Here is a 24,681-nt window from a genome sequence, read left to right as displayed (position 1 = left end):
AACTCACTCATTCAACTTCATTTTTTATTTTCCAAACTTTTGAGACTGACTTAATAAAACAGTTGCAATTACAAAAGTCAATGCTTCTGCCAAAGGAATGGCCATAAATATTCCATTATCACCAAATGCAAAAGGGAGCGTAAGAATAAAAATCACAGGAAAAACAAGACTTCGAGAAAGTGCTATAAGCATTGAAGCCAAAGGTTTATGCATTGCTGTTAAATATGCTGAAATGACCAAGTTTCTGCCGTTAAAAAGAAAAGCCACCCATATAAAAAGAGTAAAGTTTAAAACAATTTGTTTTGTGCCAAGATTGTTGTCTTCTAAAAAGATATTGGCTAAGGTTTCAGGTAAAAACAGCAACAGCGCAATCATAACGACTCCCACTAAACTTGTAGACCTAAACGCCAATTTTAAAAACGCATCTATTCTTGTATATTTTTTTGCACCAAAGTTTTTGCTGATAATGGGTTGCAAAGAGTCACTGATACCAAAACTGATCATGATGCCAATCATTAAAAGATAATTAATCACCGTAAATGCAGCAATCCCTTCTATGTCAAAATTTTGTATCATCACATAGTTAAAAATCAAAGTGGTTATGCCTACTGAGATTTCATTGACAAACTCTGATGTTCCATTGTAACACGCTTTGATGATTTGAATGTAATTCCCCGCAGGTTTTACAAACTGTAACGTTGCTTTTTGTGAAAAAAAGTGAGGTAAAAGAGTGACCAACAAAGTCAGCTGAGAAATCCCCGTTGCCAATGCCGCCCCAAAGATGCCTTTTTCTAAATAGACAATCATAAACCAATCTAAAACCACATTAATAAGAGCACTTAAAAGCAAAGCTACAAAAGCAAGATTAGGTCGGTTATCGACTCTTACAAAATAGTCTAAAACCACACCAATCATCAAAAAAGGAATAAATATCAACATAACCGATAAATACTCTATGGCAATGGGAGTCAACTCTTTATTGGCACCCAAAAGATGCAAGAGGGTCTCAATATTTAAAAACAAAATCGTACACGTTAAAAAACTAAAAAGAGTGATACTTATTATGGTTTTACTGAAAACCACCGAAGCATTGTAAAGCTTCCCTTCACCAATAAATTTGCCCGATACAACACTACTACCCACAGATAACATCAATGCAAAACCAAATAAAAAAGAGAAAACAGGAAAACTGATATTAATAGCAGCAAGTCCACGATTACCGACATAATTTCCTATAAAAAAACCATCCACAATACTTGCAGATGAAATGGCCAACATTCCCAACACTGAAGGTATGGAATATTGAAAAAAAATAGATGATATTTTAGCTTTTGTTACGTTCATATAAATTCTTTTATTTTTTTTAATGATGGTTTAATACTGTCTGATATGAAGGATTATATGTTTTCAGGCTTAAAGTCTCATGAACCTACGTTTTACTAGTTTGTCATCAAACAGATTCACTTCTTTGAATCAGTGCACACTTTTGAGTTCGTGAAAGCTTCTTAATTTCATACTCACGTTTTGAAGCACTGCTTCTGTCCTTTGAGCTTTCACTGTAAAGCAGTTTTACGGGACGTCTGGCCTTAGTATACTTGGCACCTTTTTGGCTTGAATTATGCTCTTCTAAACGCTTTTGCACATCTTTTGCAATGCCTGTGTAGAGAGTTCCATCACAACACTTTAAAATATAAACGTAGTAAGACATAGAACTATTTTGCTTGTTTTTCACGCAGTTTGTCTTTTTTGCTTTTTCGTTTCCCTTTTACGGGAGCACTGCCTTTTTTCTTTGCAGGGGCACTTCCTTGCAGTTCAAAACCCTCTATTTGTTCTCGTTGAAGCTTCACTTCGCACCGTTTTTCTATGAGTTTAAAGTGTTCAAAATCATCATAATCAATAAACGATATCGCCAATCCTTTTTTACCTGATCGTCCGGTTCGTCCAATTCTATGGATATAATCAGAAGCTGAACGGGGCAAGTCAAAGTTCACCACGCAAGCAATATCTTCGATGTGCAATCCTCGTGCCGCAATATCGGTTGCAAAAAGAATTTCGATGTCTGCATTTTTAAAATCCCTAAGCGTTAGATTTCGCTCCTCTTGTTCTAAATCACCATGAAAAGAGTAGGCTTTAAACCCATGATTTCTGAACTTTTGAGCAATGTTCTCACTCGCTCTTTTTGTAGACATAAACACCAACACACTTTTAAGTTGTTGCTCTTTAATAATCTTTCGTAAAAGTGCACTTCGGTTGGCTTTGTTCACTTCAATGACTCTTTGAGTGATGTTCTCTACGGTTGGAGTTTCATCTTCGATGTTCACTTTCACAGCATTTTTAGAAATCTTTTGAGCAATAGTGACTATCTTAGGTGGATAGGTGGCAGAGAACATCAGATTTTGACGTTTGCTTGGGATTTGCTCTAAAATACTGTCCAACTCTTCAGAAAAACCTTGATTTAACATCTTATCGGCTTCATCTAAGACAAAGAAGTCTAAAAAGGAGAGGTTCATCTGCTTTTTACTTAAGACATCTAAAAGACGCCCTGACGTGGCTACTACCACATCGCACCCTTTTTGTATCTCAAGCAGTTGCTCACCAATGCTCTCCCCACCAATGATGCTCACAACCTTTACATCTTGTGTAAACATCTTAAATGTCTGTGCCACTTGGAGAGTGAGCTCTCTGGTTGGAGTTAACACCAACGCTTTAATCTTTGCTTTTCCTTTGGCTTTGTTTTTAAGTATGCTTTCAATAAGGGGCAAAACAAAAGAGGCCGTTTTCCCACTGCCTGTTTGAGCTTGTGCCATCATGTCACAGCCCTTTAGAACAAGTGGAATGACTTTTTCTTGAATAGGGGTGGGATTGCTGTAACCACTCTCAGTGATTGCTTCTAATAAAAAAGGTGAAAGCTGAAGGTTTGAAAAGGGCATACCCACTCCTGTCATTTGAATAAAAGAATTGTAGGGAACTTTCACTTCAGGGTTGATTTAATCCAACGTTTTAATATCGACCAATTCCACCAGACACTCTTTTTTAAGCAGCTTTTTACTTGTGGCATCCTCTTCTGCTAAGGACATAATATCTGCAAAATCATCTTTTTGTACGGTGAAGCTGTGGTGCTCTTTGGTGGTTTCCAGTCTGAATTTGTCTGAGAGTTCTGAGTCTGTTTTAAGTTCAATGTTTCGATACCCTTTGGCAAACTCTGACTTAATAGCTTTGATGATTTTGTCATTTTTCAAAAGCTCTTGCAGTGTTATTGTTAGGTTTAAATCATTTTGATTGACAACTTTGTAGGTGACTTCTATGTTTCCATTCACGTTTCTTTCCTTTGTTTTAATGGGGCTAACCTCTGTTATATTTAAAACAGTATAGCTTAAAACAAGAAAAGAAGTAAAATATATTGCAGTTTGTAATTTAGCGTTGCTCTTTTAGATATTGACAAACTCTTTTTTGTAGTTGACCACTTTATACAAATAGCGTCTGGTCTCCGTGTATGGAAGTTTGGTTCGCAGTATCTCATACACTTCGGATGGTTTCTTTTGGTTGATGATATTAGCTGCGGTTGTACGGTTGGAACTAAACGTTTTTAAGACATTTCCACTTCCCGTGTTGTAAGCACTGATGACACAGTACTCTCGTGAGATTGGGTTTTGAATTGCATCAAGATACTTTTCATTGAGTATTTGTAAATAGGCACTGCCAAGTTCTATGTTATTGGCTGGGTTAAAAAGATAGTCTCTTGAAGGGGTAATGTTTTTTCCCTTCGCATGTCGATATGCATCTTTCCCTGCACTGTTTGGCACAACTTGCATCAAGCCAATGGCTCCGACGTTACTGACTGCAAACTGGTTGAAGTTGCTCTCTGTTTGAATGATGGCATACACAAGGTTTTCGCTCACGTTAAAGCGTTTGGCATATTTTTGAACATAGGGTTTAAACTTTGCCACTCGTACATTGGCATGGTCTTTTACCATGGGAATCGTAACATAAGAGACGGTTTGTTTTTTACCACTGTTGGTGATTGTTTTTTGTTTGTAGTTGTTTTTTAGCAAAATATCTGCATATCTTTTAGCTCTCCACTCATATCGTATATTTTTATTTTGATCATCTTTGACTTCCCCTAAAAGATAAGGAGTAGCACCCAGTTTCACTTTTGATGCCCCAAACAAATCAACTGCACGTGGATCATCAGGAAGCAAAAGAGTGGTGGTAATGGCATTTTTAAGGCTCTTTTGAGGCTCTTTGTCTTCAAGTGTTTCTACTGTAACTATGCCATTGTCAAAGTCAATCAACGCCCTGCTTTTATAGTTCTCTATATATTTAACATACTCTTTTTGTTTGGGCACTTCAACATTCTCTTCGCCCCACTCTTTTGAGATACTGTTGATGAACTCTTTAAATACTTTATCGATGTTGGCCAATCTTTGTATGTCACTTTTAAGTCTTTTGGGATTGGCGGTATAACTTATGGCTCTATTTTTAGCTAATACTTTGAAAGCTTGTGAAGGGTCTTTGCTTAAAGCGGCGGTTGCAAAAGATTGCATCTCTCCTGCAGTACACCCTGCAAAAAGAAAAAGAACAACGCCCAATAGTAGATATTTTCGTCTCATTAACGCTCACTGCTCCTTGAAGTTTATCGCGCTTTTTTTCGTGAAGCTTTTGCCATTTTGGCTTTTTTCTTCGCTTTGGCTTTGTTTTGGCTGGCTGCTTTTCGTGCATTGACGACTTGTTTATCTGTTGTGGTATCTTTTGTAAATGCTTTGGGAGTTGCATTACTTCCTAGTTTAATAAGGTCCACTTTTGAACTTTTCACACTGTTGTTGTTTTGACTTTTTGCCATGCTTAGCCCTGTTTGTTTTTTAAAATAATAGTTATTTACGTATTAATAGAAGCTTATAATACATTGAGGGCTCACTGCTTTTATAAGTTTTGAAAAAAATAATGTAAACATTTTAATTTATGAAACTAAAATATAAAAATCTTTCTTGTGGTAAAATAGTGATATTTCTCTATAAAAGGAGAGAGCATGTTTTCTAAAAATATAAAAGCAGTTCTGTGTGATATTGGTGGCGTATTGTATGTAGGAGATGCTCCAATAGATGGTGCTGTTGAAGCCGTTGCTAAAATCAAAAAGCACTACCCTATTCGTTTTATTACTAACACCACTCAAAAAACAGGCGCACAAGTCATTCAAAAACTTCAAGAGTTTGGATTTGATATTTGTGAAGATGAAGTGATCACCGCTTTGGATATGACAAAGATGTTTTTACAAAAACATCAAAGCAATGCCCAGTTTTTACTGACAGATAATGTCATACACTTTTTTGATTCACTCAAAAAGTATCCCACAAACTATGTCGTTGTTGGTGATGCACAAGATAATTTCAGTTATAAAAACCTCAACCATGCTTTTAGAAGACTACAACAAGGTGCACAACTTGTAGCCATTGCCAATAACCGATATTTTAAAGACAGTGACAATGAACTCAGCCTTGATGCAGGATGTTTTGTCAGTGCCTTAGAGTATGCCAGTGGACAAAAAGCACAACTCATTGGTAAACCCTCATTAGAGTTTTACCAATTAGCAGCCGCATCTTTAAATGCGCAACCAAACGAGTGTGTTATGATAGGCGATGATATCGAAAGTGATATAGAAGGTGCACAAAAAGCCGGTATCTATTCTGTACTTGTTAAAACAGGAAAGTTTCGTGAGACAGACTTAGAAAAAGGAATAACTCCCAATCAAACTTTTGAATCAATACATGACCTTATTTTGTAAATGTGTTAACGTATGAAACATACATTTTTTTACCATTTAGGATCAAACTTGACTCTCTCACCATCATCAGTTGTATACTCCTCCAATGAATTTTCTTTTGATTGCACAACCATATAAATCATGGTTTCATCCGAATTATTTCTTATACCTCTTACACCTTGAGGTGCTACGCGTATTACGGAGCCTTCTTGTATTTCAAAACACTCACCATCGACTTGAAAGAAACCATACCCTTTTAAGATGATATACGTCTCCTCATTTTTATAATGAATGTGAAAATATGGTTGTTCTGTTTTAGGAGCCAGTGAATTAAACGATATCTCAGTACCCGTTGAGTGTATTGCCTCTTTTAAAAACACCTTACCTTCTATTTTTTGTTTATTGACTTTATGAATTAAAGAGTATTCCATCAAATCTTCAAGTTTACCTAAATCTACAGCAGTGTAGTTTTTGTCTTCTTTTATTTTTGTTATTGTTTTCATTTTAAAACTCCTTCTCTTGACTGTTTAGTCAAGTAATATTACAGAAGTTTAATACACTAAAGCTGAAATAGAAATAAAAAATATATATTACAAGAGAAAAACCATTTATTTATTGTTGGACACATTCAGACCATATTCAAAATGTATACTTCGTATTGTCAAAAGAGAATGAACGTTCAAATAGATATCTACATGAAGGTTGTCATTATTCGATTGGCAAAATATTATATACAAGGAGAAGAAATGACACTGGATTTGATACTGGATGTATTGTTTCGTTTGGCAATAGCAATAGCAGGAATTACAGGAGCTTTCATGTTTTTTGGTTCAAAAGCACCGTGGCTTCGAAAATGCCATTTGATTATGGGTGCAAGTGCAGTTATTTTGTGTGTCGCAACATTTATTGTGCAATACACTTAAGAAAGGATAGATAATGATGGTTGATTCAAAAATAATTGAGGCTTTTGATCTGATGTGGGGAAATTTTCCTGAGCCTGCAACACTTGTTCATAAAAGCAAAGAAGTCATTGCTACAAATACAGCGTGTAAAGTAGTTGGATTAGAAAAAGGAATGAATTGTGTTACTCATGGTGCACCTGAAGCACACAAAGGTTGTTTAGCCAATAAAGCATTACGTTCACAAGAAGCGACATTCAAAAAAGCAAAATATGCAGAAAAAGAGATTATCTCTTATTGGCTCCCCGTTGATGGTTATCCTGAACTCTTTATTCATTTTGGAGTGGGTGCAACTATAAATTATAATACTATGCCAGACAAAGGTTCCATGCACAAAGTTGCATTGTAAATAAATTCCTTTTTCTTGGAGAGTTATACTACATAAAACCTTCAAAGATATGGTTTGTATTAAGAGAAGGAAGTGTGATATAATTTTCCAAAAGGAATATCTTAGATATAAGGTAAAATGATGTTTTCTATATTGGTTGCTGAAGATGATGAGACATTAAATAAGATGATATGTACGAAATTAAAACAAGAAAACTTCAAGACTATTTCGGCATTTGATGGTGAAGAGGCCTTAGAAATTTTGGATACGACATATGTTGACTTAGTCATCTCAGATATTATGATGCCAAAAATAAATGGTTATGAACTTATACAAGAGATTAGAAAGACAGCACCTTCCTTCCCTATTCTGATGATTACGGCAAAAAATCAAATGGAAGATATTGAAAAGGGATTTAGACTTGGAACAGACGATTATATGATTAAACCTATTCAACTAAAAGAGATGGTTCTTAGAGTAAACGCACTTCTGCGAAGAGCAAAGATAGCGAATGAAAATAAATTAATTATAGGAAAGAGTTTTCTAGATTACAAGGCATTAAAAATAAATATTGACTCTAAAGAATACGACCTTCCCCCTAAAGAGTTTTATCTACTCTTTCTTTTACTCAGCTATCCCGATAAAATTTTTACTCGATATGAAATTATGAATGAAATTTGGGGTGTAGAATCAGAAGCAGATGAACGAACTGTTGATTCTCATATCAAAAAACTTCGTCGCAAATTTGAATCATGTCAGGATTTTGAGATTGTAACTATAAGAGGGCTTGGGTACAAGGCAAAATACCATTTCACAGATAATAACAAATGAAAAATGATGAAATAAAATTTAAAAAGGAAACCATGAAAAAGAAATATATAATGCACCTTCGCTCTTTTATCTCTTTTATTTCTATTGCCACTTTATTCGTTTCTTGTCTTATTGCATGTGGTATAGTTATTACTGGTACTTGGTTGTTTTATCACGGACCAATTACCTTTTTCTCAGGGATTATTATGAGTCTACTGGTTTGTGCTTTGACGATGATTATTGGTGCTATTGCCTTATACATCGGTTCAGGACATTTATTGAAACCTGTTGAAGCATTAAATTTAACTGTGAATAAAATTGCCCAAGGGGATTTTACTGCAAGAGTTTACCGTAAAAAAAGAGAGATGAAAAATCATCTTTATGCCCATGAACTTGATGAACTCTCTTCAAATGTAAATAAAATGGTAGAAGAACTCTCTGGTATGGATTACATGCGTAAAGACTTTATGAGTAATGTATCCCATGAAATAAAAACACCTGTTACGGCAATCACAGGTTTTGCTGAATTGTTATTAGATGCGCCACTTGAAATACAAAAGCAAAAAGAGTATTTGGAACTCATACATCAAGAATCCAGACGCTTGTCATTACTTTGTGAAGATATGCTCCAAATGTCGCGCTTAGATAATCAACAAATTATCTCAAAAAAAGACATGATTAGAGTAGATGAACAAATACGACGTGCAGTGATTGTACTATCACAAAAGTGGAGTGACCGTAATCAAAAATTTGATTTAAACCTTTGTAATGTAGTTGTAGAATCGGATAAATCACTTTTGATGCATGTTTGGATGAATCTCATTGACAATGCCATGAAATACTCTTCTGTCAATAGTACAATTTACATCGATGAATACGTAAAAGAAGATGAACTTATTGTTAGAATCAAAGATGAAGGTATTGGGATTAAGAGTGGAAAAATTGCAAAGATTTTTGATAAGTTTTACCAAGGTGATGAATCCCATAAAAAACAAGGAAGTGGTCTTGGACTCTCCATCGTAAAAAGAATTTTAGAACTTTTGGGCGCAACCATTCACTATGAAAGCCAAGAAAACATTGGAACAACGGTGGTTGTAAAAATCTTAATAAAGAGTGAAGCAAGGAACAAGTGACTTCAATCGATCTCTTTTTATAACACTGAATGATATACAAATCCGTTGGTCACTTGTTATCTTTTTATACTACCACATCCATCTCATTTTTTAAATATTCTATAAAACTATTTAAAGAAACTTGATAATTCTCTTTTTTTAATTTATCTCTGATATTTAAACTATTTTCTCTGACTTCATTATCACCAACTACACATATTAAAGGGTTCTTGTCATTTTCAGAGTTTTTAATTCTTCTATTTAAAGAATCATCAGAGTTGTATATTTTTACATTTATATTATGTAATAATAACTCTTTTTTAAATTTTTCAATATATTGCATTTGGGATTGACTATTAGAAGCTATAGGCACAATGGCTAATTGATTTGGTGAGATACAAACAGGTAAAACACCTTTATAATGTTCCAGTAAAATACCTATAAATCTTTCTATACTCCCTAATATAGCTCTATGAATAATTATAGGTTGTTTCTCTTTACCTTCATTATCAATATATTTCATATTGAATCTTTGGGGTAAGTTATAATCTACTTGAATACTACCAAGTTGCCACTCTCTTTTATGTATATCTTTGATTTTAATATCGATTTTTGGTCCATAAAAGGCCCCATCACCTTCATTTAGTTGGTATTCTTGTCCAAATTTTGACAAAGCATTTTTTATTGAGTTCTCAGCCTTTTCCCAGTTTTCATCACTTCCTATTGACTTATCAGGTCTTGAAGAAAAATCTATTCTATATTCAAAATCAAAGAAACTCAATAAAGATTTTATAAAATCAAGTATTGATAAAATCTCATTTTCCAATTGTTCTGGCATACATATAATATGTGAATCATCTTGAACAAACTCCCTAACTCTAAATAAACCGTGCAAAACTCCACTTAATTCATTTCTATGAACTTGCCCAAACTCAAAATATCTTATAGGTAATTCCTTATAAGATTTTTTACTATTTTGATACATTAAAATATGCATTGGACAATTCATTGGTTTTAACAAATAATCTTTTTTTTCAACAATGGAAGGGAACATGTTTTCTTTGTAGTTTTCATAGTGTCCAGATATTTTCCACATCTTATCTTCCATCATTGCAGGTGATTCTACATATTCATAATCTCTTAGTATATGAGATTTATAAATTATATTTTTTAGATTATTTTTCAATTTTGACCCTTGCGGTAACCAAAAAGCCATTCCTGGACTTAACTCACTAAACATAAACAACTCTAACTTTTTTCCTAATATCCTATGATCCATATCATTCATTTTTTGCATAATAATACCTTTTAAATTTGCAATTAATATTGATTTTAAATACTTTATATGTTGTTATATTTCACAAATTTAGTGTAAGTAATTAAAGAATACTCATATATACATACTTGTCACTCATATAGAGTGCCAGAATTTATAAAGAGATTCTCTTTAAAGAAATAATAACAATAATAAATATTTTAAACAGTTTGATTTTTTACGAGAATAATTAAAAATTTATTTAATTATTAAAATGTAAGGGTGGTCGTAGGAATAATGGTCGCGTTAAAGTTTTTTGAAATTACGATTTTCATAATTATTCCTTTTGTATTAAGATGACGAAATTTTATAACAAAAATATGAAAATGTCAATGCTATTTTAATATCAATTGATAAGTTTTTTTATTTCATGATTTGAGTAATCTAAAAGTTTGCCATAATTTTTATATCCATAAAATAAGGTTTAAAATGAGCCAATAAATTGCCCACAGGGTAATTTATTGGCTCCTCTGATTTGTTATAGCTTCGTGAATTCTTGACCAACATTCAAGGCTTTATATAGACCATAAAAAATTTGATAATCAACATTCTCCTTGACCTTAGGCATAATGTTCGAATAACTTCTTTCTCTAAAACACCATCTGATATAAGGCATATCGAATTCAGGAGTTTCAATATAGGAAATAATATTTAAATCATAGAGAAATTGTAAAAAATCATTTGCTGTTAACATAAATCTCGGTATATCAATGCTAATCGAGTTTCCATATTCCATAAATTTATTAAAAGTATCTGTATAAACATCGTAAGAAAATGTATTTTTACCTTCTAGAAATTCAAAAAACTTCAAGAATATTTCATAATCTTCTTCGGAATAATAAAATGTCAAATGATCTTTTAGCTCACCTAATAAATAGCTTGAGTATCGTCTTTTGAACTCTACATTATCAAAGTCTTTATATTCAAAAACTTGTTTTGATACATTTTTTTCGAGAACTACTTCTTGCATGATGGATAGCATAGTGACAATATCTCTTGGACGATAATATGACCACCTTAGGAAGGCAATAAATGATGTTGGTATTGAATATTCATCCTTTACATTCGGAGCATTCCAATTAAAGTAATAATCCCATAACAAATCAACATTGTCGGGTTTTAGCTCTTGATTACTTTGTTCTGCTAGAAGATGGTTAGAAACTTCAAAAATTTTTGAGTTTCGATGATTTGGGTAATTTGTTCTCCAATCAAGAAAAACAGAATTATCACGGATTTTTGTATTCTGATTTTGAAGTCCAAGTGAAATAAAAATATCTGGTCTAATTAATAAAACAGTTCTTAATCTACCTTTGCCTCCTTTAATTGTAGGAAAAAAATCGTTGTTTATTTCCCAGACTGCATTAGCAAGTCCTTTGATACATTCTAAGTAGTCGTCATACGGGATGGAAGATGGTCTGATATCGATGCCATCTATAAATAGGATGTGATTGTGTTCAAGTCTTATTTGAGACAATGCAGATTCAAACTTCTTTTGAATATAGAATAGATTCGTCTGAAATCTGCTTTCCGAAAAAGTAAATGTTTCTTTTTCTTCACCAGAAGCTTTTGCATATTTTGCTAATAACTCAGCTGCAATTTTTGACTCTTGCACGAATTGTAAAGCTTGTATTATTTCAGGTGAAAAAGCTTTATAATAATACTCATCAATAGCATCTTTTAAAGCTTTAAATTTTCCAAAGCGTTTGAAAAACTCTACTGTTCCTTCTTTCTCATAAATTCTATTTGAAATCAATAGATAGATAATCACTTTCCAGATGGAAGCATAATCAGAAAGTCCAAGTTTTTTTTCTTTTTTTAATGTAATAAATTTTTGGTATTCTGTTTCTCTAATATATCGGATAGATCCAAGTGAGTTTTTGTAATTGTTATTAGACAAGTAAACAGCATATGCGGTTTTGCCAGTACCTTTTTCCCCAATCAAAAAAGATATTGAAGGAGAAACTAAAGTTTCAAGAAATTCATTTTTTATAAAGATTTTGTTGAAACGTTCCTTGTTCTCCCGTCTTTTATAGTTTTCTGCATCTGAAAAACCAAAATCTAGATTTTTAATTGGTAGCATTTTTTCCCTTATTGATATAACTATTTATTAAACATACATTATATATATTTATTACTTAAATATCTCGATAACATAACATTTTCTATAAAGCCTATAATTAGGGTGTCAGTATAAATAATATTACAAATAAATATTTCAATTTTCGAGTATAGTTCATATCTCTATAGTATTTAAAAGAGATGTTTGAAATTCTAAATTTAGGTAAGTCAAAAAATTAAAACACAAGAAGCTTTAGAATTTAAAGAGTCAAGGCAGACAAGTTTTTAGAGGCAGAAGCTTACTGAAGTAAGTGACTGTCTCTAAAAAGGAAGGTGAACGTAGAATATTTAAAAAGCTAAAGCTTCTTAAATGTGATAATTTGGCGCTTCATTAGTTATCGTTACATCATGAACATGAGATTCTTTTAATCCTGCTGATGTAATCTCCACAAACTCCGCTCTCTCTTGGAACGTAGGAATATCTTTACTTCCTAAATACCCCATAGAACTTCTTAAACCACCCGCAAATTGGTGAATGATATCTGCAATCTCACCTCGGTAAGCCACTCGTCCTTCAATTCCTTCAGGTACGAGTTTATCTGCGGCTGTTCCTTCTTGGAAATATCTGTCTGTACTTCCTTTGCTCATTGCACCAATTGAACCCATACCTCGATATGATTTGAACTTTCTTCCTTGGAACAAAATCACTTCACCAGGACTCTCTTCAGTACCAGCTAATGCACTTCCCATCATAACACAGCTTGCACCAACGGCTAACGCTTTTGCAACATCCCCAGAGTATTTAATACCCCCATCTGCAATCACAGGAACACCGTGTTTAGCTGCTTCAGCCGCACACTCATCAATCGCAGAAATTTGAGGAACCCCAACCCCTGCAACGATTCTTGTAGTACAAATAGATCCTGGTCCAATACCTACTTTAACCGCATCTGCTCCTGCTTTGATTAAATCTGCTGTTGCTTCAGCTGTTGCCACGTTACCAGCAATGACTTGAACATTGAGCTCTTTTTTAATCAAAGCAACCGTGTCTAAAATCCCTTTTGAGTGTCCGTGCGCTGAGTCAAGTACCAGTACGTCAACTCCAGCTTCAACCAATGCAGTTGCTCGGTCAAGTTGTCCAACCCCAATAGCAGCACCCACTCGTAATCGTCCAAATGTATCTTTAATAGAGTTTGGATAGTCTCGTTTTTTATTGATGTCTTTGATTGTAATAAGACCAATGAGTTTGTTATTTTCATTTACAATAGGCAGTTTCTCGATTTTGTTTTGGTGCATTACTTCAGCCGCGTCTTCTAAAGTAGTACCCTCTTTAGCCGTCACTAAAGGCATTTTGGTCATTTTATCTTTTACTTTTGCAGTAAAGTCTTTTGTAAATCGCATGTCTCTGTTGGTTAAAATACCCATCAATTTATTGTTTTCATCCACAACTGGAACCCCAGAGATTTTATACTCTGCCATAATATCTTCAGCATCTTGAAGGGTTTGTTCTGGTGTGATCGTAAATGGGTCAATGATCATCCCACTCTCACTCTTTTTCACTTTTTTCACTTGCATCACTTGTGATTCAATGTCCATGTTTTTGTGGATAATTCCAATTCCACCTAAACGCGCCATTGCAATCGCCGCTCTGTATTCAGTTACCGTATCCATAGCCGCACTTACAAAAGGAGTATTAAGGGTAATCTCTTTTGTCAGTTTTGTCTCTAAACTCACCTCTTTTGGTAAAACTTCAGACTTTGCTGGTACTAATAAAACATCTTCAAATGTTAAAGCTCTTTTTCTAATTCTCATGGTCTATCCCTTATTTTGTATAATTGACTTGTTGTTCTAAACTTAATGCACCATCAAACACGGTTTGTTCGTCAAATGCACGCCCTATTAATTGAAGTCCTACTGGCATTCCTTCACTGTTTTTTGCCACTGGCAATGACAATGCAGGCAACCCAGCAAGGTTCACGGAAATGGTATAAATATCACTTAAGTACATCTCCAATGAGGTTTTGAAGCTTCCAAACTCAGGAGCAGTTGTAGGAGCTACTGGAGAGAGGATTAAATCGGCTTCTTTAAAAATGGCTTCATACTCATCTTTGATTAAGTGTCGCACTTTTTGTGCTTTGATATAATAAGCGTCATAGTATCCTGAACTAAGAACAAATGACCCCAACATAATTCTTTTTTGTACCTCTTGTCCAAATCCTTCTGATTTGGTTTTAACATACATCTCTTTTAAACCACCCTCACCTTTTCGGTTTCCGTATCGAACACCATCAAGTCGTGAGAAGTTGGCTGAAGCTTCAGCCGTTGCAACGATATAGTATGAAGATAAAATCTTAGAGGTATCTACCATGTTTTTGTGAATAATGGTATGCCCAGCTGCTTCTAACGCTTCAACAGCTTTTTGGTGTCCCTCTTTGATATCATCACTGGCTTGTTCAATGAAGTTATCAATCACTGCAATGGTCAACTTTCTATTTGGGTTTAAATTAGGTGCAACTGCCGGTGATGTTTGGTTTGAAGAGGTTGAGTCCATTGGATCATGCCCTGCTATGATGTCGTATAAAATTGCGGCATCTTCTACATTTTGTGTGATAGGTCCCACTTGATCAAGTGACGAAGAGTATGCGGCAATCCCGTATCGAGAAACTCGACCATAGGTTGGTTTCATTCCCACGCAACCACAGTATGCTGCTGGTTGTCGAATACTTCCACCCGTATCCGTACCCAGTGCAGCCACTGCAAGTCCAGCTGCTACAGCTGCGGCACTTCCACCAGAACTTCCACCTGGAACTTTTAAAGTGTTGATTGGATTTAACGTCTTACCATAACAAGAAGTCTCCGTGGAACTTCCCATTGCAAGTTCGTCCATGTTGGTTTTACCTAATGGTGCTAACCCTGCTTCGTGTAGTTTATTGATTACCGTTGCGTTATAAGGAGAGATGTACCCTTTTAAAATATTACTGGCGCAAGTGATTTCCCAGTTTTTTACATTGATATTATCTTTAATAGCAATAGGAATACCGCTACCTGACTCATTTAAGTCTTGGTTCGTTAACTGCTCAATATACGCACCCAGCTCTTTATTGTTTTTGATTTTTTCTTTTAGTTCGTCTCTTAAACTCTCAATTTCACTGCTGCTTAGAGCAAGTGCTTCTTTTAATGTGATCAATGAATGCTCCTATCTTTCACTCTGAGTCATATTTAGTAGGTGATATGACTTATTAAACAAGGCAATATTATACTATAAAATTCATTAAAAATCAGCCTAAAAAACTCTGGCCTTTTTCAGAGTAGTCGGCATTTTTTGGGTACAAAAAAAGGCCAAAGCACCGCTTTGACCTTTTTTCAAATTCGTAAAAAAATTATACGAATGAAATGAATGCCATTGGTGTAGCATCCCCTCGTCTGATTCGAGTTTTGATAATTGATGTGTATCCACCGTTTCTGTCAACATACTTTGGTGCAATTTCATTGATCAATTTTTTAGTTGCTTCTTTATCTTGTAGTAATGCAAACACTGCTCTGTGAGTGTTGAAATCTGCATTTCTAGCAGTAGTCACTAATCTCTCAATGTATCTTTTTAACTCTTTTGCTTTTGGAACTGTTGTTTCAATTTTTTCTCTCTCAATGATAGCGATTGCTAAGTTTTTTAACAATGCTTTTCTATGAGAAGAAGTTCTGTTTAACTTTCTATATCCGTGCTTATGTCTCATATTAAACCTTTATTATGCTTTTAACTGCTCAAGCTTTCTTCGTAAAGCTGATGCGATATTTTCTGGAAGTGTCTCTTCGATTGGGAAACCAAGTGACTCAAGTTTCTCAGCAATTTCATCGAATGATTTTTTACCAAGATTTTTGATGTTCTTAACTTCCACTTCACTCATAAGTACTAACTCACCTAAGAATTTTAACCCTGATCTGTCTAAAGAGTTGAAGCTTCGAGCACTTAAGTTTAAGTCTTCAATCTTAACAACCAAATCTTTTAACTCAGTTGGCTCTTCACCACTCTCACTTACCGTTACTTCTGATAGATCAAATACTTTATTGAAAACCGACATTTGAGAATACATAACTGATACAGACTCTTTGAATGCATCGATTGGAGAAATTTGTCCATTTGTTTGAATATCAAATACCGCTTTTTCATAGTTAGGGTTGTCTTCAACCAACATTTTTTCAATGTTGTAAACCACTTTTTTAACTGGTGTAAAGAATGCATCAATTGGAATGTAATCGTTGCTTACAATCTCTCTGATATCTTCTGAAGGCATATAACCAATACCTTTTTGAATGATCACTGAGAATGTAAGATTACAGTCACTGTTGATAGTTGCTAAGTGTACATCTGGGCTAACAATCTCAACATCAGCGTTAGCTAAATCTGCACCTTTAATCTCTTTTGGTCCGTCAAAAGAGTATTCAGCAACGACTTGCTCTTCATCACTAGTAATTTTAAATTTAATGTTCTTAAGATTAATAATAAAAATAGCAATATCTTCAAGCATACCTCGTAACGAGTCAAATTCATGACTTGCACCCTCAATTTTCACCGCAATTGGTGCGTAACCAACTGAACTTGAAAGAAGAAGTCTTCTTAAAGGGTGCGCTAAAGTAATAGCAAACCCACTTTCAAATGGATAAGCTGTTACTTTTGCTTGCGTGTCACTAATGGCCTCGATTTCAACTTCTGTTGGTAAAAACGGTGTATCTGCGAATTTCTTCATATGCTGCCTTATGCTTTATTATTTAGAATATAACTCTACGATTAATCTTTCTTCAACTGGAATAACAACTTCTTCTCTTGTTGGAATTCTTGTAAAGATACCAAATACTTTATCTTTATCTACATCAACCCATTCAACCATACCCGTTTGGTTAGTTAATTCAAGTGCTCTTGCAACTTGTGGATTAGATTTAGATTTTTCTTTGATTTCAACTTTTTGACCTGGTTTAACGATGAAAGAAGGAATATCAACTTTTTTACCATCTACTAAAACGTGTCCGTGAGTTGTAAATTGTCGTGCATTTGCTCGAGTTGTAGCAAATCCCATTCTATAAACAACGTTGTCTAATCTTTGCTCGATTAAAGTAATAAGGTTTGCCCCTGTGTTACCTTCTCTTCGTGCTGCTTCTTTAAAGTATTTTCTGAATTGTTTTTCAGAAACACCGTAAAGGTATTTTGCTTTTTGTTTCTCTCTTAATTGTAAACCGTACTCAGAGATTTTCGTTCTTCTTTGTCCGTGTTGTCCTGGAGGGAAAGGTCTTTTTTCTAATGCAGATTTTCCGTTAAGTCTTCTCTCACCTTTTAATCCAAGGTCTGCATCCAATCTTCTTTCGATTTTTTCTACTGGTCCTCTATATCTTGCCATTACCTACTCCTTACACTCTTCTTCTCTTAGGAGGTCTACAACCATTATGTGGTAATGGTGTAACGTCCTTGAACCATTTAACAGTGATACCATCAATTGCACCAATTGATTTAACTGCAGTGTCTCGTCCAGAACCTGGCCCTTGAACTTTGATACCTACGTTTTTAATACCATGTTCCATTGCTTTATTCATAGCATCTTCAACAGCTTGTTGTGCTGCGAATGGAGTAGATTTTTTGCTCCCTTTGAACCCTAAGTTACCAGCACTTGACCATGCGATCGCATTACCAGCTGCATCAGTAACAGTTACCATTGTGTTGTTAAACGTTGCTGCAATGTGTACGATACCGTCAGCAATATTCTTTTTTACTACTTTTTTTCTAGTTACTTTTCTTTTTGCCATCAGTTATCCTTACTTCGCTGCTGCACCAACAGTTTTCTTTTTACCTTTTCTAGTTCGAGCATTAGTTTTAGTCTTTTGCCCTCTACAAGGTAAACCTTTTCTGTGTCTTAAACCTCTGTATGAACCTAAATCCATTAAAGCTTTAATATCCATAGCAACTTTCTTTCTTAAATCCCCTTCTACCATGTAGTTTTCTTGGATCTCTTTACGAATGTTCGCTGCTTCATCTTCTGTTAACTCGTGAGCTCTTTTGTTGTAATCAATTCCAACAGCATCTAAGATTAATCTTGAATTGTGTAAACCAATTCCGTAAATGTACGTTAATGCGTACTCCATTCTTTTTTTGTTTGGTAAATCAACACCTGCGATTCTTGCCATGTCTTTTTATCCTTGTCTTTGTTTGTGTTTTTTAGTTTCGCAGATCACTCTTACGATTCCTCTTCTTTTGACAATTTTACACTTGTCACACATCTTTTTAACCGAAGCTCTAACTTTCATTGTTGCTTTCCTTTGTGTTTATTGTCATTTTCCAACAGGCAAGAAGCCCTAAAAAAAGTGAAGTGTATCACTTTTTTATGCTTCGCACCGACATTTAATGTAAGCTGTAAGCAAACCAAAGGTCAGAACAAAACAAGCGTACTACCTGAGCATCTGCTTCAAGTACCCTCACTTTTTTGCTCCTTACCAACTCTTTATAAAACACACAAGTATTTAATAAAAAATTCTTCAATGGTTGAAAAATGGAGTTGGATTATAATAAATTTTTGCTTAAAGAATCTTGAATAATGCGTTTAATAAATTAATATTTTTTTTGCTAGAATAGAACTATGTATGCAAGGAGCAGCTAAAATGAGCAATACCATTAAAATATTGGGGGCCTTTGGAAGCAAAGGGGTCAATTTTAATTCCACCTGTCTACAGATAGACAAACACATCTTAATTGATGCAGGTAATATTCTTGCAGGCCTTGGCGATGATGCTAAATATATCAATCACATATTTCTTTCGCACTCCCATTTAGACCATCTTATTGATATACCATTTTTTATAGATACTTTTTTTACTCATCGACAAACACCTCTTTATATTTATGGTCGACAAAAAACCCTTGATGATCTGCATCAATACATTTTAAACAATGATATATGGCCTGATTTTACCAAAATTGAACTTATTAACAAACAACACAATGCCATTGTTTTTAAACCCATTGAATTGGGTGAAACGATTACTTTTGAGAACTGCTCACTAAAAGCCATAGAGAATAACCACACCGAATCAAGTTGTGGTTATGTGATTACAAAAAATGGTGTCGCGACACTTTTTAGTTCGGATACGTACTTGTGTGACCCCTTGATCGAAGAGATTAATAGTAACAATATCATCAAATCTGCCATTTTTGATGTTTCATTTCCATCTTCATTTAAACAACTTGCCCTTGCAAGCAAACACCTCACTCCTGCACTTTTAAAAGAACAATTGAGTTTATTAAAAAGAGAAGATGTACGCATTTATGTGAATCATCTCAAACCCTCTTTTTATGACACCATCACCAATGAAATCAATGATTTAGAACTGCTTTTAAATGATGGCATGATTTTAAAAGATGGGGACATCATTGATTTAACCAATCAAGAGCCCATCATCAATGAGTGTGGCGTCAAACCCAAAGATATTAAAGAACTCATTGAGATTGGACACTCTCTTACAAGTGAAAAGAACTTTGATGTTCTTATGGAAAAAATTTTAATTGCAGCTAAAAACTTCACCGATTCGGATGCAGGAACATTGTATTTAATGGATGAAGAGGATAATCACCTTCAATTTACTGTGGTACAAACCGATTCCTTGAACATCAAAATGGGTGGAACACAAGACGAAATCACATGGCCAGCGTTGCCACTTTATATTGATGATAAGCCCAATAAACAGATGGTAGCCGCTCTGTGTGCTTTGGAGAATAAACTGATTAATATCCATGATGTGTACAATGAAGTGGGTTTTAACTTTGAAGGAACCAAAAACTTTGATAAAAGCACAGGGTATCGTACTAAGTCAATGCTGGTTGTTCCCATGATTGGTCACGAAGGCGATGTTATTGGTGTTTTACAACTGCTTAATAAAAAAGATGCAAAAGGTGAAACCATCACTTACACTCGAGATGATGAAAAGCTTATTCAATCCATGGCCTCACAAGCAGCCATCTCGATTTCAAACCGACAGCTTATTGATGGGTTAGAAGGGTTATTGAACTCCTTTATGAAATCTATTGCTGCAGCTATTGATGAGAAATCTCCTTACACAGGGGGTCATATTGGACGTGTGGCACAAATATCTGAAATGATTGTCAATGCAATTAATGAAGATGATGGAGTTTATAAAGATAAATTTTTCAACGAAGATGAAATCAAAGAGATTAAAATTGCGGCGTGGATGCACGATATTGGAAAAATCACTACACCTGAATATGTGGTTGATAAAGCACGAAAACTGCAAACCATTCATGACAGAATCTCTGAAATCCAAACCCGTTTTGAACTGCTTAAAACCCAACAGCACATTGAACTGCTTAAAGGCAACATCGATGAAAAATCATACCAAAAAACCCTTCAAACACTTGATGAAGAGTTTGCCTTTATCAAACAATCAAACGTGGGTGGAGAGTTTATGAAAGATGAGGATTTGGCACGTATTGAACAAATTGCACAACGCACTGTTACGATTAATGGTGAAGATCGACCACTGTTAAGTGAAAATGAAGTCTATAACCTCTCCATTCGAAAAGGGACACTCACCAACGAAGAGCGACATGTCATTAACAACCACGCACTTATCTCTATAAAGATGCTTGAATCACTGCCATTTCCTAAAAAGCTTAAACGTGTGCCAATGATTGCAGGTGGTCACCATGAAAAAATTTGTGGTGGAGGATATCCATTTAACCTTAAAGGTGATGAAATCACTTTTGAGGCAAGAATCTTAGCGGTTGCCGATATCTTTGAAGCTTTGACCGCACATGACCGACCATACAAAGATGCTAACTCGCTCAATCAGAGTTTGAGAATCCTTTCATTTATGGCAAAAGATCAAGAGTTGGATAAAGATATTATTAAATTCTTCGTAAGCAAAGGGTTACACATGGAGTATGCAAAAATGAATCTCAAAGAGAGTCAAATGGATGAAGTCACGGTTGACTTTGAACAACTATAAGGAGTACGCATGAAAGAACAATTACTGTATGAAAATGAGTTTATTAAAATTAAAATAGAAAATAACGAACTGCCATGGCTGAAAATCTTCACGCAAGAACCTTATAAAGAGTTCAGCCAATGTGATATGAGAACACGTTTAGAGATATTCCAAACACTGGATATCATTGAAAAAGAGATGTTGGAATACTTTGAACCAGAGAAGATTAACATTGCTTCATTTGGGAACTATGTGCCGCATGTACATTTTCATATCATGGCTCGATTTAAAGAGGATGCTTATTTCCCAGAGAGTGTTTGGGGAGAGAAACAAAGAGAGTCAAAGCTCAAACTCAAAGCATTCAAGCCTTTTTTTGAACAGCTTTTAACAAAATTGGAAGCACCAACGAGTTAGTTTAACTCGTTTTTTGCTCTTTTCGGATATCCGTGATGGTTTTACCGCCAATGGCGTAATTGTCTGTTGAAACTTCGTTGATTACCACCACGGCACTTTTACCACCACGTCCAAAGACTTCATCAAACACAGATGTCATTTTGTATGCCAATTGCTCTTTTTGCTCTTTGGTTGCACCACCATCTTCGTGTGTCATGGTTATATTAATAATAGGCATTTTATCCGTCCTGATTGATTTTTTTGATTAACTCTTGCAAGACCGCATCGGCTTTATCGTGTTCAATTTGACAACCGCCCGCAGCATGGTGTCCCCCGCCACCATAAGAAAGCATCAGCTCTCCAACATTGGTTTTTGACGTTTTATTGATGATGGACTTTCCTGTACTGTAAACCACATTTTGTTTATCTTTTCCCCACACCGCATGAATAGAGATATTGGTTTGAGGGTACATGGCATAGATTAAGAAACGGTTTCCAGGATAGATGATCTCTTCATTTCGGTAATCGATGATAATAAGATTTTCATACATCGTTGAGCAACGTTTGAGTTGTTCTTCAAACTCCTCTTTGTATTTAAAATACAAATCCACGCGTTCTTTTACATCGGGCAGTTGTAAGATATCTTCGATGCTATGGTCAGCACAGTAGTCAATCAAGTCCATCATAAGTTGGTAGTTAGAGACTCTGAACTCTCGGAATCTTCCAAGACCTGTTCGAGAATCCATCAAGAAGCTAAGCAGGTCCCAGCCTTGTGGATTTAAAATATCCTCTTTTGAGAATCGTGCTGCATCGGCTTTATTGGCTGCAGCCATCATGGCGTCAAAATTGGCAGGAAATTTCTCTTTTCCCCCATAATAGTCATACACCACTTGTGCTGCACTTGGTGCGTCGGGGTCAATGATGTGATTGTCTACTTTTTCATTTCTTAATGTTTCACTGAAATGGTGGTCAAAGGCAATATGTACCCCTTTTACATAGGGCAAGTTGGTTGTGATGTCATCGCCTGTAATCTCAATTTTGCCATCTTGCATATCTTTGGGATGTACGAAAATAATCTCATTGACAATGTTCAAATACTTAAGCAGTGTTCCACACACTAAACCATCCATATCGCTTCGTGTAACAAGTCTAAACTTTTTCTCAGCCATGAAAAACTCCAAATGCTTTTTTAAAACTAATCGTTGATATTTCTCTTTCTATGAATGATATTCATTATTATACATAGTAATTTATTTTAACATGATACGACTTAAAAGTGATGAGAAGTAAAAAAGAAAAAAGGCAAACAGAGCAAATAAATTTGCTCTGTAAAAAGTGAAGTGTATAGCCTATTTTTTGTTAATGAAGTTTGCGATTACATCGCCCATTTCTGTTGTTGTAACCACTGATTTTGCATCATAAGAAGCGATGTCTTTTGTTCGGTACCCTTCTTTAAGTGCTCGTTTAATTGCTGCATCAATCATATTGGCAGCCTCTTCTTCACCTAAAGAGTATCTTAGCATCATTCCTGCACTCTCAATCGTTGCGATTGGATTGGCAATTCCTTGCCCTGCAATATCAGGAGCTGAACCATGAATTGGTTCATAAATAGCTGTTTTATCCCCTGTTGAAGCAGATGGTAACAATCCAATAGAGCCCACCACCATAGAAGCAGTATCCGATAAAATGTCTCCAAAAATGTTTCCAGTAACGATTACATCAAACTGTTTTGGGTTACGAACTAATTGCATTGCCGCATTGTCAACATACATGTGTGTTAACTCTACTTCTGGGTAATCTTTGGCAATCTCTTCCATGGTATCTCTCCACAGTTGAGACACTTCAAGAACGTTTGCTTTATCCACTGAACACACACGTTTGTCTCGCTTCATTGCTAAATCAAATGCAGTTTTACCGATTCTTTCAATCTCTGGTTTTGTATATACCATGGTATTGAATGCTTTAAATCCATCATTCTCTCTTGGCTTACCAAAGTAAATTCCACCAATAAGCTCTCGAACCACCATGATATCGACACCCTCAATTACTTCAGGTTTCAATGTTGAAGCATTCACTAACTCATCATAAATAATAGCTGGTCGCAGGTTTGCATACACCCCCATTGCTTCTCTGAAGTTTAAAAGCCCTGTTTCAGGTCGTAAATCTCTTGGTAAAGTGTCCCATTTTTCTCCACCAATAGCACCAAACAGACACGCATCTGAGTTTAAAACACCTTTTACTGTCTCATCAGGAAGAGGTTTTCCAGTCACATCAATCGCAATACCACCCATTAAATACTCTGTGTAGTTCAATGTAAAGCCACACGCGTATGAAACTGCATCTAAAACTTTAATCGCCTCATCGACAATTTCTGGACCAATTCCATCACCTTTGATAATTGAAATATTATATGTTTTCATGCTCAGTTTCCTTTTGACATTTCTGCTTTTGCATAGTTGATTAATCCACCCGTTGCAATCAGTTCTTGCATGAAGTCTGGAATGGGAATAAACTTGTATGTTTTGTTGGTTGTATTGTTGGTAATTTCACCTGCATCTAAATCTATAGAGATGGTCTCTCCCTCTTTAATCTCTAAAGACTCTGGGAGTTCAAAGATTGGTAATCCCATATTAAATGCATTTCTGTAAAAAATTCGTGCAAAAGATGGTGCAACAACTGCGGCAACACCAGCAGCTTTCAATGCGATTGGCGCGTGTTCTCTTGAACTTCCACAACCAAAGTTTTCACCGGCCACAATAATATCACCCTTGCTGAGTTTTTTAGGAAAATCAGGATCTGCATCTTCCATAACATATTTTGCCAAGTGCTCAGGATCTGAACTGTTTAAATATCTTGCAGCAATAATAATATCTGTATCAATATTCGCTCCAAAATTCCAAACTTTACCTGTAATTTTATTCATATTTTGCCTTTTTAAACCAGTTATAATCGCCTAAAACAGCGACTTT

Annotated in this window: 28 protein-coding genes; 7 read left to right on the top strand and 21 right to left on the bottom strand. The window is 35.1% G+C overall.

Going from position 1 to position 24,681, the window contains the following annotated elements:
* Positions 1-24 precede the first annotated feature (24 nt).
* The 6 genes from CRV04_RS02470 to CRV04_RS02445 all read right to left on the bottom strand — a co-directional run bounded on the left by CRV04_RS02470 (position 25) and on the right by CRV04_RS02445 (position 4,840).
* On the bottom strand, positions 25-1,344 hold the full coding sequence (locus CRV04_RS02470) for an MATE family efflux transporter (protein WP_128995033.1): 1,320 nt from the start codon (positions 1,342-1,344) through the stop codon (positions 25-27).
* 106 nt (positions 1,345-1,450) lie between these two features.
* Positions 1,451-1,708, bottom strand: a complete 258-nt coding sequence (locus CRV04_RS02465) for a GIY-YIG nuclease family protein (protein WP_128995032.1) — start codon at positions 1,706-1,708, stop codon at positions 1,451-1,453.
* 4 nt (positions 1,709-1,712) lie between these two features.
* Positions 1,713-2,930, bottom strand: a complete 1,218-nt coding sequence (locus tag CRV04_RS02460; protein WP_128995031.1) for a DEAD/DEAH box helicase — start codon at positions 2,928-2,930, stop codon at positions 1,713-1,715.
* Between the two features lie 57 nt (positions 2,931-2,987).
* Positions 2,988-3,317, bottom strand: coding sequence for a hypothetical protein (locus CRV04_RS02455; RefSeq protein WP_128995030.1), 330 nt, complete (start codon positions 3,315-3,317; stop codon positions 2,988-2,990).
* A 111-nt stretch (positions 3,318-3,428) separates the two neighbouring features.
* A complete protein-coding gene (locus CRV04_RS02450; protein ID WP_128995029.1) occupies positions 3,429-4,610 on the bottom strand; it encodes a murein transglycosylase domain-containing protein in 1,182 nt (393 codons plus the stop codon).
* Positions 4,611-4,633: 23 nt separating this feature from the next.
* A complete protein-coding gene (locus tag CRV04_RS02445) occupies positions 4,634-4,840 on the bottom strand; it encodes a hypothetical protein (RefSeq protein WP_128995028.1) in 207 nt (68 codons plus the stop codon).
* A 186-nt stretch (positions 4,841-5,026) separates the two neighbouring features.
* Here CRV04_RS02445 and CRV04_RS02440 point away from each other — a divergent pair, with 186 nt between their 5' ends.
* Positions 5,027-5,779 (top strand): TIGR01458 family HAD-type hydrolase, encoded by a 753-nt coding sequence (locus CRV04_RS02440; protein ID WP_128995027.1) that lies wholly within the window; start codon positions 5,027-5,029, stop codon positions 5,777-5,779.
* A gap of 29 nt (positions 5,780-5,808) precedes the next feature.
* Here CRV04_RS02440 and CRV04_RS02435 read toward each other — a convergent pair whose 3' ends face one another.
* The gene (locus tag CRV04_RS02435) at positions 5,809-6,261 is read right to left on the bottom strand and encodes a cupin domain-containing protein (RefSeq protein WP_128995026.1); all 453 of its coding nucleotides are present in this window, start codon (positions 6,259-6,261) and stop codon (positions 5,809-5,811) included.
* A gap of 243 nt (positions 6,262-6,504) precedes the next feature.
* Between CRV04_RS02435 and CRV04_RS12845 the strand changes: the two genes are divergently transcribed.
* From CRV04_RS12845 to CRV04_RS02420, 4 genes are all read left to right on the top strand, one after another.
* The gene (locus tag CRV04_RS12845; protein ID WP_164969100.1) at positions 6,505-6,681 is read left to right on the top strand and encodes a hypothetical protein; all 177 of its coding nucleotides are present in this window, start codon (positions 6,505-6,507) and stop codon (positions 6,679-6,681) included.
* Positions 6,682-6,694: 13 nt separating this feature from the next.
* Entirely contained in the window at positions 6,695-7,066 is a 372-nt protein-coding gene (locus CRV04_RS02430; protein WP_228126445.1) for a hypothetical protein, read from the top strand.
* Positions 7,067-7,186: 120 nt separating this feature from the next.
* Positions 7,187-7,876 carry a response regulator transcription factor gene (locus CRV04_RS02425; protein WP_128995025.1) on the top strand — a complete coding sequence of 230 codons (690 nt, stop codon included), beginning with the start codon at positions 7,187-7,189 and terminating at the stop codon, positions 7,874-7,876.
* 32 nt (positions 7,877-7,908) lie between these two features.
* Complete coding sequence (locus CRV04_RS02420) at positions 7,909-8,988, top strand: sensor histidine kinase (protein ID WP_228126444.1); 1,080 nt, start codon at positions 7,909-7,911, stop codon at positions 8,986-8,988.
* 64 nt (positions 8,989-9,052) lie between these two features.
* On the opposite strand, the gene thrS is transcribed toward CRV04_RS02420, so the two are convergent.
* The 10 genes from thrS to rpmJ form a co-directional block, all read right to left on the bottom strand.
* Positions 9,053-10,264: a threonine--tRNA ligase gene (gene thrS, locus CRV04_RS02415; protein WP_128995023.1), complete on the bottom strand. Its 1,212-nt coding sequence runs from the start codon at positions 10,262-10,264 to the stop codon at positions 9,053-9,055.
* Positions 10,265-10,760: 496 nt separating this feature from the next.
* Positions 10,761-12,362, bottom strand: a complete 1,602-nt coding sequence (locus CRV04_RS02410; RefSeq protein ID WP_128995022.1) for a P-loop ATPase, Sll1717 family — start codon at positions 12,360-12,362, stop codon at positions 10,761-10,763.
* Positions 12,363-12,706: 344 nt separating this feature from the next.
* Complete coding sequence (gene guaB / locus CRV04_RS02405) at positions 12,707-14,152, bottom strand: IMP dehydrogenase (RefSeq protein WP_128995021.1); 1,446 nt, start codon at positions 14,150-14,152, stop codon at positions 12,707-12,709.
* Positions 14,153-14,162: 10 nt separating this feature from the next.
* A complete protein-coding gene (gatA, locus tag CRV04_RS02400) occupies positions 14,163-15,527 on the bottom strand; it encodes an Asp-tRNA(Asn)/Glu-tRNA(Gln) amidotransferase subunit GatA (RefSeq protein ID WP_128995020.1) in 1,365 nt (454 codons plus the stop codon).
* A gap of 193 nt (positions 15,528-15,720) precedes the next feature.
* Entirely contained in the window at positions 15,721-16,071 is a 351-nt protein-coding gene (gene rplQ, locus CRV04_RS02395) for a 50S ribosomal protein L17 (protein WP_128995019.1), read from the bottom strand.
* Between the two features lie 12 nt (positions 16,072-16,083).
* The gene (locus tag CRV04_RS02390) at positions 16,084-17,082 is read right to left on the bottom strand and encodes a DNA-directed RNA polymerase subunit alpha (RefSeq protein ID WP_128995018.1); all 999 of its coding nucleotides are present in this window, start codon (positions 17,080-17,082) and stop codon (positions 16,084-16,086) included.
* Between the two features lie 18 nt (positions 17,083-17,100).
* Entirely contained in the window at positions 17,101-17,727 is a 627-nt protein-coding gene (rpsD, locus tag CRV04_RS02385; RefSeq protein WP_128995017.1) for a 30S ribosomal protein S4, read from the bottom strand.
* 10 nt (positions 17,728-17,737) lie between these two features.
* Positions 17,738-18,130, bottom strand: coding sequence for a 30S ribosomal protein S11 (gene rpsK / locus CRV04_RS02380; RefSeq protein WP_128995016.1), 393 nt, complete (start codon positions 18,128-18,130; stop codon positions 17,738-17,740).
* Positions 18,131-18,139: 9 nt separating this feature from the next.
* Positions 18,140-18,508, bottom strand: a complete 369-nt coding sequence (rpsM, locus tag CRV04_RS02375; RefSeq protein ID WP_128995015.1) for a 30S ribosomal protein S13 — start codon at positions 18,506-18,508, stop codon at positions 18,140-18,142.
* 6 nt (positions 18,509-18,514) lie between these two features.
* A complete protein-coding gene (gene rpmJ, locus CRV04_RS02370) occupies positions 18,515-18,628 on the bottom strand; it encodes a 50S ribosomal protein L36 (protein WP_128995014.1) in 114 nt (37 codons plus the stop codon).
* A gap of 351 nt (positions 18,629-18,979) precedes the next feature.
* Between rpmJ and CRV04_RS02365 the strand changes: the two genes are divergently transcribed.
* Positions 18,980-21,340, top strand: coding sequence for an HD domain-containing phosphohydrolase (locus CRV04_RS02365; RefSeq protein ID WP_128995013.1), 2,361 nt, complete (start codon positions 18,980-18,982; stop codon positions 21,338-21,340).
* Positions 21,341-21,349: 9 nt separating this feature from the next.
* Positions 21,350-21,733, top strand: a complete 384-nt coding sequence (locus CRV04_RS02360) for an HIT family protein (RefSeq protein ID WP_128995012.1) — start codon at positions 21,350-21,352, stop codon at positions 21,731-21,733.
* Between the two features lies 1 nt (position 21,734).
* Here CRV04_RS02360 and CRV04_RS02355 read toward each other — a convergent pair whose 3' ends face one another.
* The 4 genes from CRV04_RS02355 to CRV04_RS02340 all read right to left on the bottom strand — a co-directional run bounded on the left by CRV04_RS02355 (position 21,735) and on the right by CRV04_RS02340 (position 24,635).
* Positions 21,735-21,950: a tautomerase family protein gene (locus tag CRV04_RS02355; protein WP_128995011.1), complete on the bottom strand. Its 216-nt coding sequence runs from the start codon at positions 21,948-21,950 to the stop codon at positions 21,735-21,737.
* A gap of 1 nt (position 21,951) precedes the next feature.
* Positions 21,952-22,881 carry an exopolyphosphatase gene (locus CRV04_RS02350; protein WP_128995010.1) on the bottom strand — a complete coding sequence of 310 codons (930 nt, stop codon included), beginning with the start codon at positions 22,879-22,881 and terminating at the stop codon, positions 21,952-21,954.
* Positions 22,882-23,061: 180 nt separating this feature from the next.
* Complete coding sequence (gene leuB, locus CRV04_RS02345; RefSeq protein WP_128995009.1) at positions 23,062-24,132, bottom strand: 3-isopropylmalate dehydrogenase; 1,071 nt, start codon at positions 24,130-24,132, stop codon at positions 23,062-23,064.
* 2 nt (positions 24,133-24,134) lie between these two features.
* Positions 24,135-24,635, bottom strand: a complete 501-nt coding sequence (locus CRV04_RS02340; RefSeq protein WP_128995008.1) for a 3-isopropylmalate dehydratase small subunit — start codon at positions 24,633-24,635, stop codon at positions 24,135-24,137.
* Between the last annotated feature and the right edge of the window lie 46 nt (positions 24,636-24,681).

It is taken from the genome of Candidatus Marinarcus aquaticus (assembly GCF_004116335.1).
GTDB classification, from domain to species: Bacteria; Campylobacterota; Campylobacteria; order Campylobacterales; family Arcobacteraceae; genus Marinarcus; species Marinarcus aquaticus.
Note: the sequence above shows the minus strand (reverse complement) of the source record. Positions and strands in the feature narration are given on the sequence as shown.

Bases quoted from the DNA above. Each gene is read 5' to 3' on its own strand.
- CRV04_RS02435 (WP_128995026.1), bottom strand. From the start codon at position 6,261: ATGAAAACAATAACAAAAATAAAAGAAGACAAAAACTACACTGCTGTA.
- guaB (WP_128995021.1), bottom strand. From the start codon at position 14,152: ATGAGAATTAGAAAAAGAGCTTTAACATTTGAAGATGTTTTATTAGTA.
- CRV04_RS02365 (WP_128995013.1), top strand. From the start codon at position 18,980: ATGAGCAATACCATTAAAATATTGGGGGCCTTTGGAAGCAAAGGGGTC.
- CRV04_RS02350 (WP_128995010.1), bottom strand. From the start codon at position 22,881: ATGGCTGAGAAAAAGTTTAGACTTGTTACACGAAGCGATATGGATGGT.
- CRV04_RS12845 (WP_164969100.1), top strand. From the start codon at position 6,505: ATGACACTGGATTTGATACTGGATGTATTGTTTCGTTTGGCAATAGCA.
- CRV04_RS02410 (WP_128995022.1), bottom strand. From the start codon at position 12,362: ATGCTACCAATTAAAAATCTAGATTTTGGTTTTTCAGATGCAGAAAAC.
- thrS (WP_128995023.1), bottom strand. From the start codon at position 10,264: ATGCAAAAAATGAATGATATGGATCATAGGATATTAGGAAAAAAGTTA.
- rpsD (WP_128995017.1), bottom strand. From the start codon at position 17,727: ATGGCAAGATATAGAGGACCAGTAGAAAAAATCGAAAGAAGATTGGAT.
- CRV04_RS02340 (WP_128995008.1), bottom strand. From the start codon at position 24,635: ATGAATAAAATTACAGGTAAAGTTTGGAATTTTGGAGCGAATATTGAT.
- CRV04_RS02465 (WP_128995032.1), bottom strand. From the start codon at position 1,708: ATGTCTTACTACGTTTATATTTTAAAGTGTTGTGATGGAACTCTCTAC.
- rplQ (WP_128995019.1), bottom strand. From the start codon at position 16,071: ATGAGACATAAGCACGGATATAGAAAGTTAAACAGAACTTCTTCTCAT.
- leuB (WP_128995009.1), bottom strand. From the start codon at position 24,132: ATGAAAACATATAATATTTCAATTATCAAAGGTGATGGAATTGGTCCA.
- CRV04_RS02430 (WP_228126445.1), top strand. From the start codon at position 6,695: ATGATGGTTGATTCAAAAATAATTGAGGCTTTTGATCTGATGTGGGGA.
- CRV04_RS02440 (WP_128995027.1), top strand. From the start codon at position 5,027: ATGTTTTCTAAAAATATAAAAGCAGTTCTGTGTGATATTGGTGGCGTA.
- rpmJ (WP_128995014.1), bottom strand. From the start codon at position 18,628: ATGAAAGTTAGAGCTTCGGTTAAAAAGATGTGTGACAAGTGTAAAATT.
- rpsK (WP_128995016.1), bottom strand. From the start codon at position 18,130: ATGGCAAAAAGAAAAGTAACTAGAAAAAAAGTAGTAAAAAAGAATATT.
- CRV04_RS02420 (WP_228126444.1), top strand. From the start codon at position 7,909: ATGAAAAAGAAATATATAATGCACCTTCGCTCTTTTATCTCTTTTATT.
- CRV04_RS02360 (WP_128995012.1), top strand. From the start codon at position 21,350: ATGAAAGAACAATTACTGTATGAAAATGAGTTTATTAAAATTAAAATA.
- CRV04_RS02425 (WP_128995025.1), top strand. From the start codon at position 7,187: ATGTTTTCTATATTGGTTGCTGAAGATGATGAGACATTAAATAAGATG.
- CRV04_RS02460 (WP_128995031.1), bottom strand. From the start codon at position 2,930: ATGCCCTTTTCAAACCTTCAGCTTTCACCTTTTTTATTAGAAGCAATC.
- CRV04_RS02450 (WP_128995029.1), bottom strand. From the start codon at position 4,610: ATGAGACGAAAATATCTACTATTGGGCGTTGTTCTTTTTCTTTTTGCA.
- CRV04_RS02355 (WP_128995011.1), bottom strand. From the start codon at position 21,950: ATGCCTATTATTAATATAACCATGACACACGAAGATGGTGGTGCAACC.
- CRV04_RS02470 (WP_128995033.1), bottom strand. From the start codon at position 1,344: ATGAACGTAACAAAAGCTAAAATATCATCTATTTTTTTTCAATATTCC.
- CRV04_RS02445 (WP_128995028.1), bottom strand. From the start codon at position 4,840: ATGGCAAAAAGTCAAAACAACAACAGTGTGAAAAGTTCAAAAGTGGAC.
- rpsM (WP_128995015.1), bottom strand. From the start codon at position 18,508: ATGGCAAGAATCGCAGGTGTTGATTTACCAAACAAAAAAAGAATGGAG.
- CRV04_RS02390 (WP_128995018.1), bottom strand. From the start codon at position 17,082: ATGAAGAAATTCGCAGATACACCGTTTTTACCAACAGAAGTTGAAATC.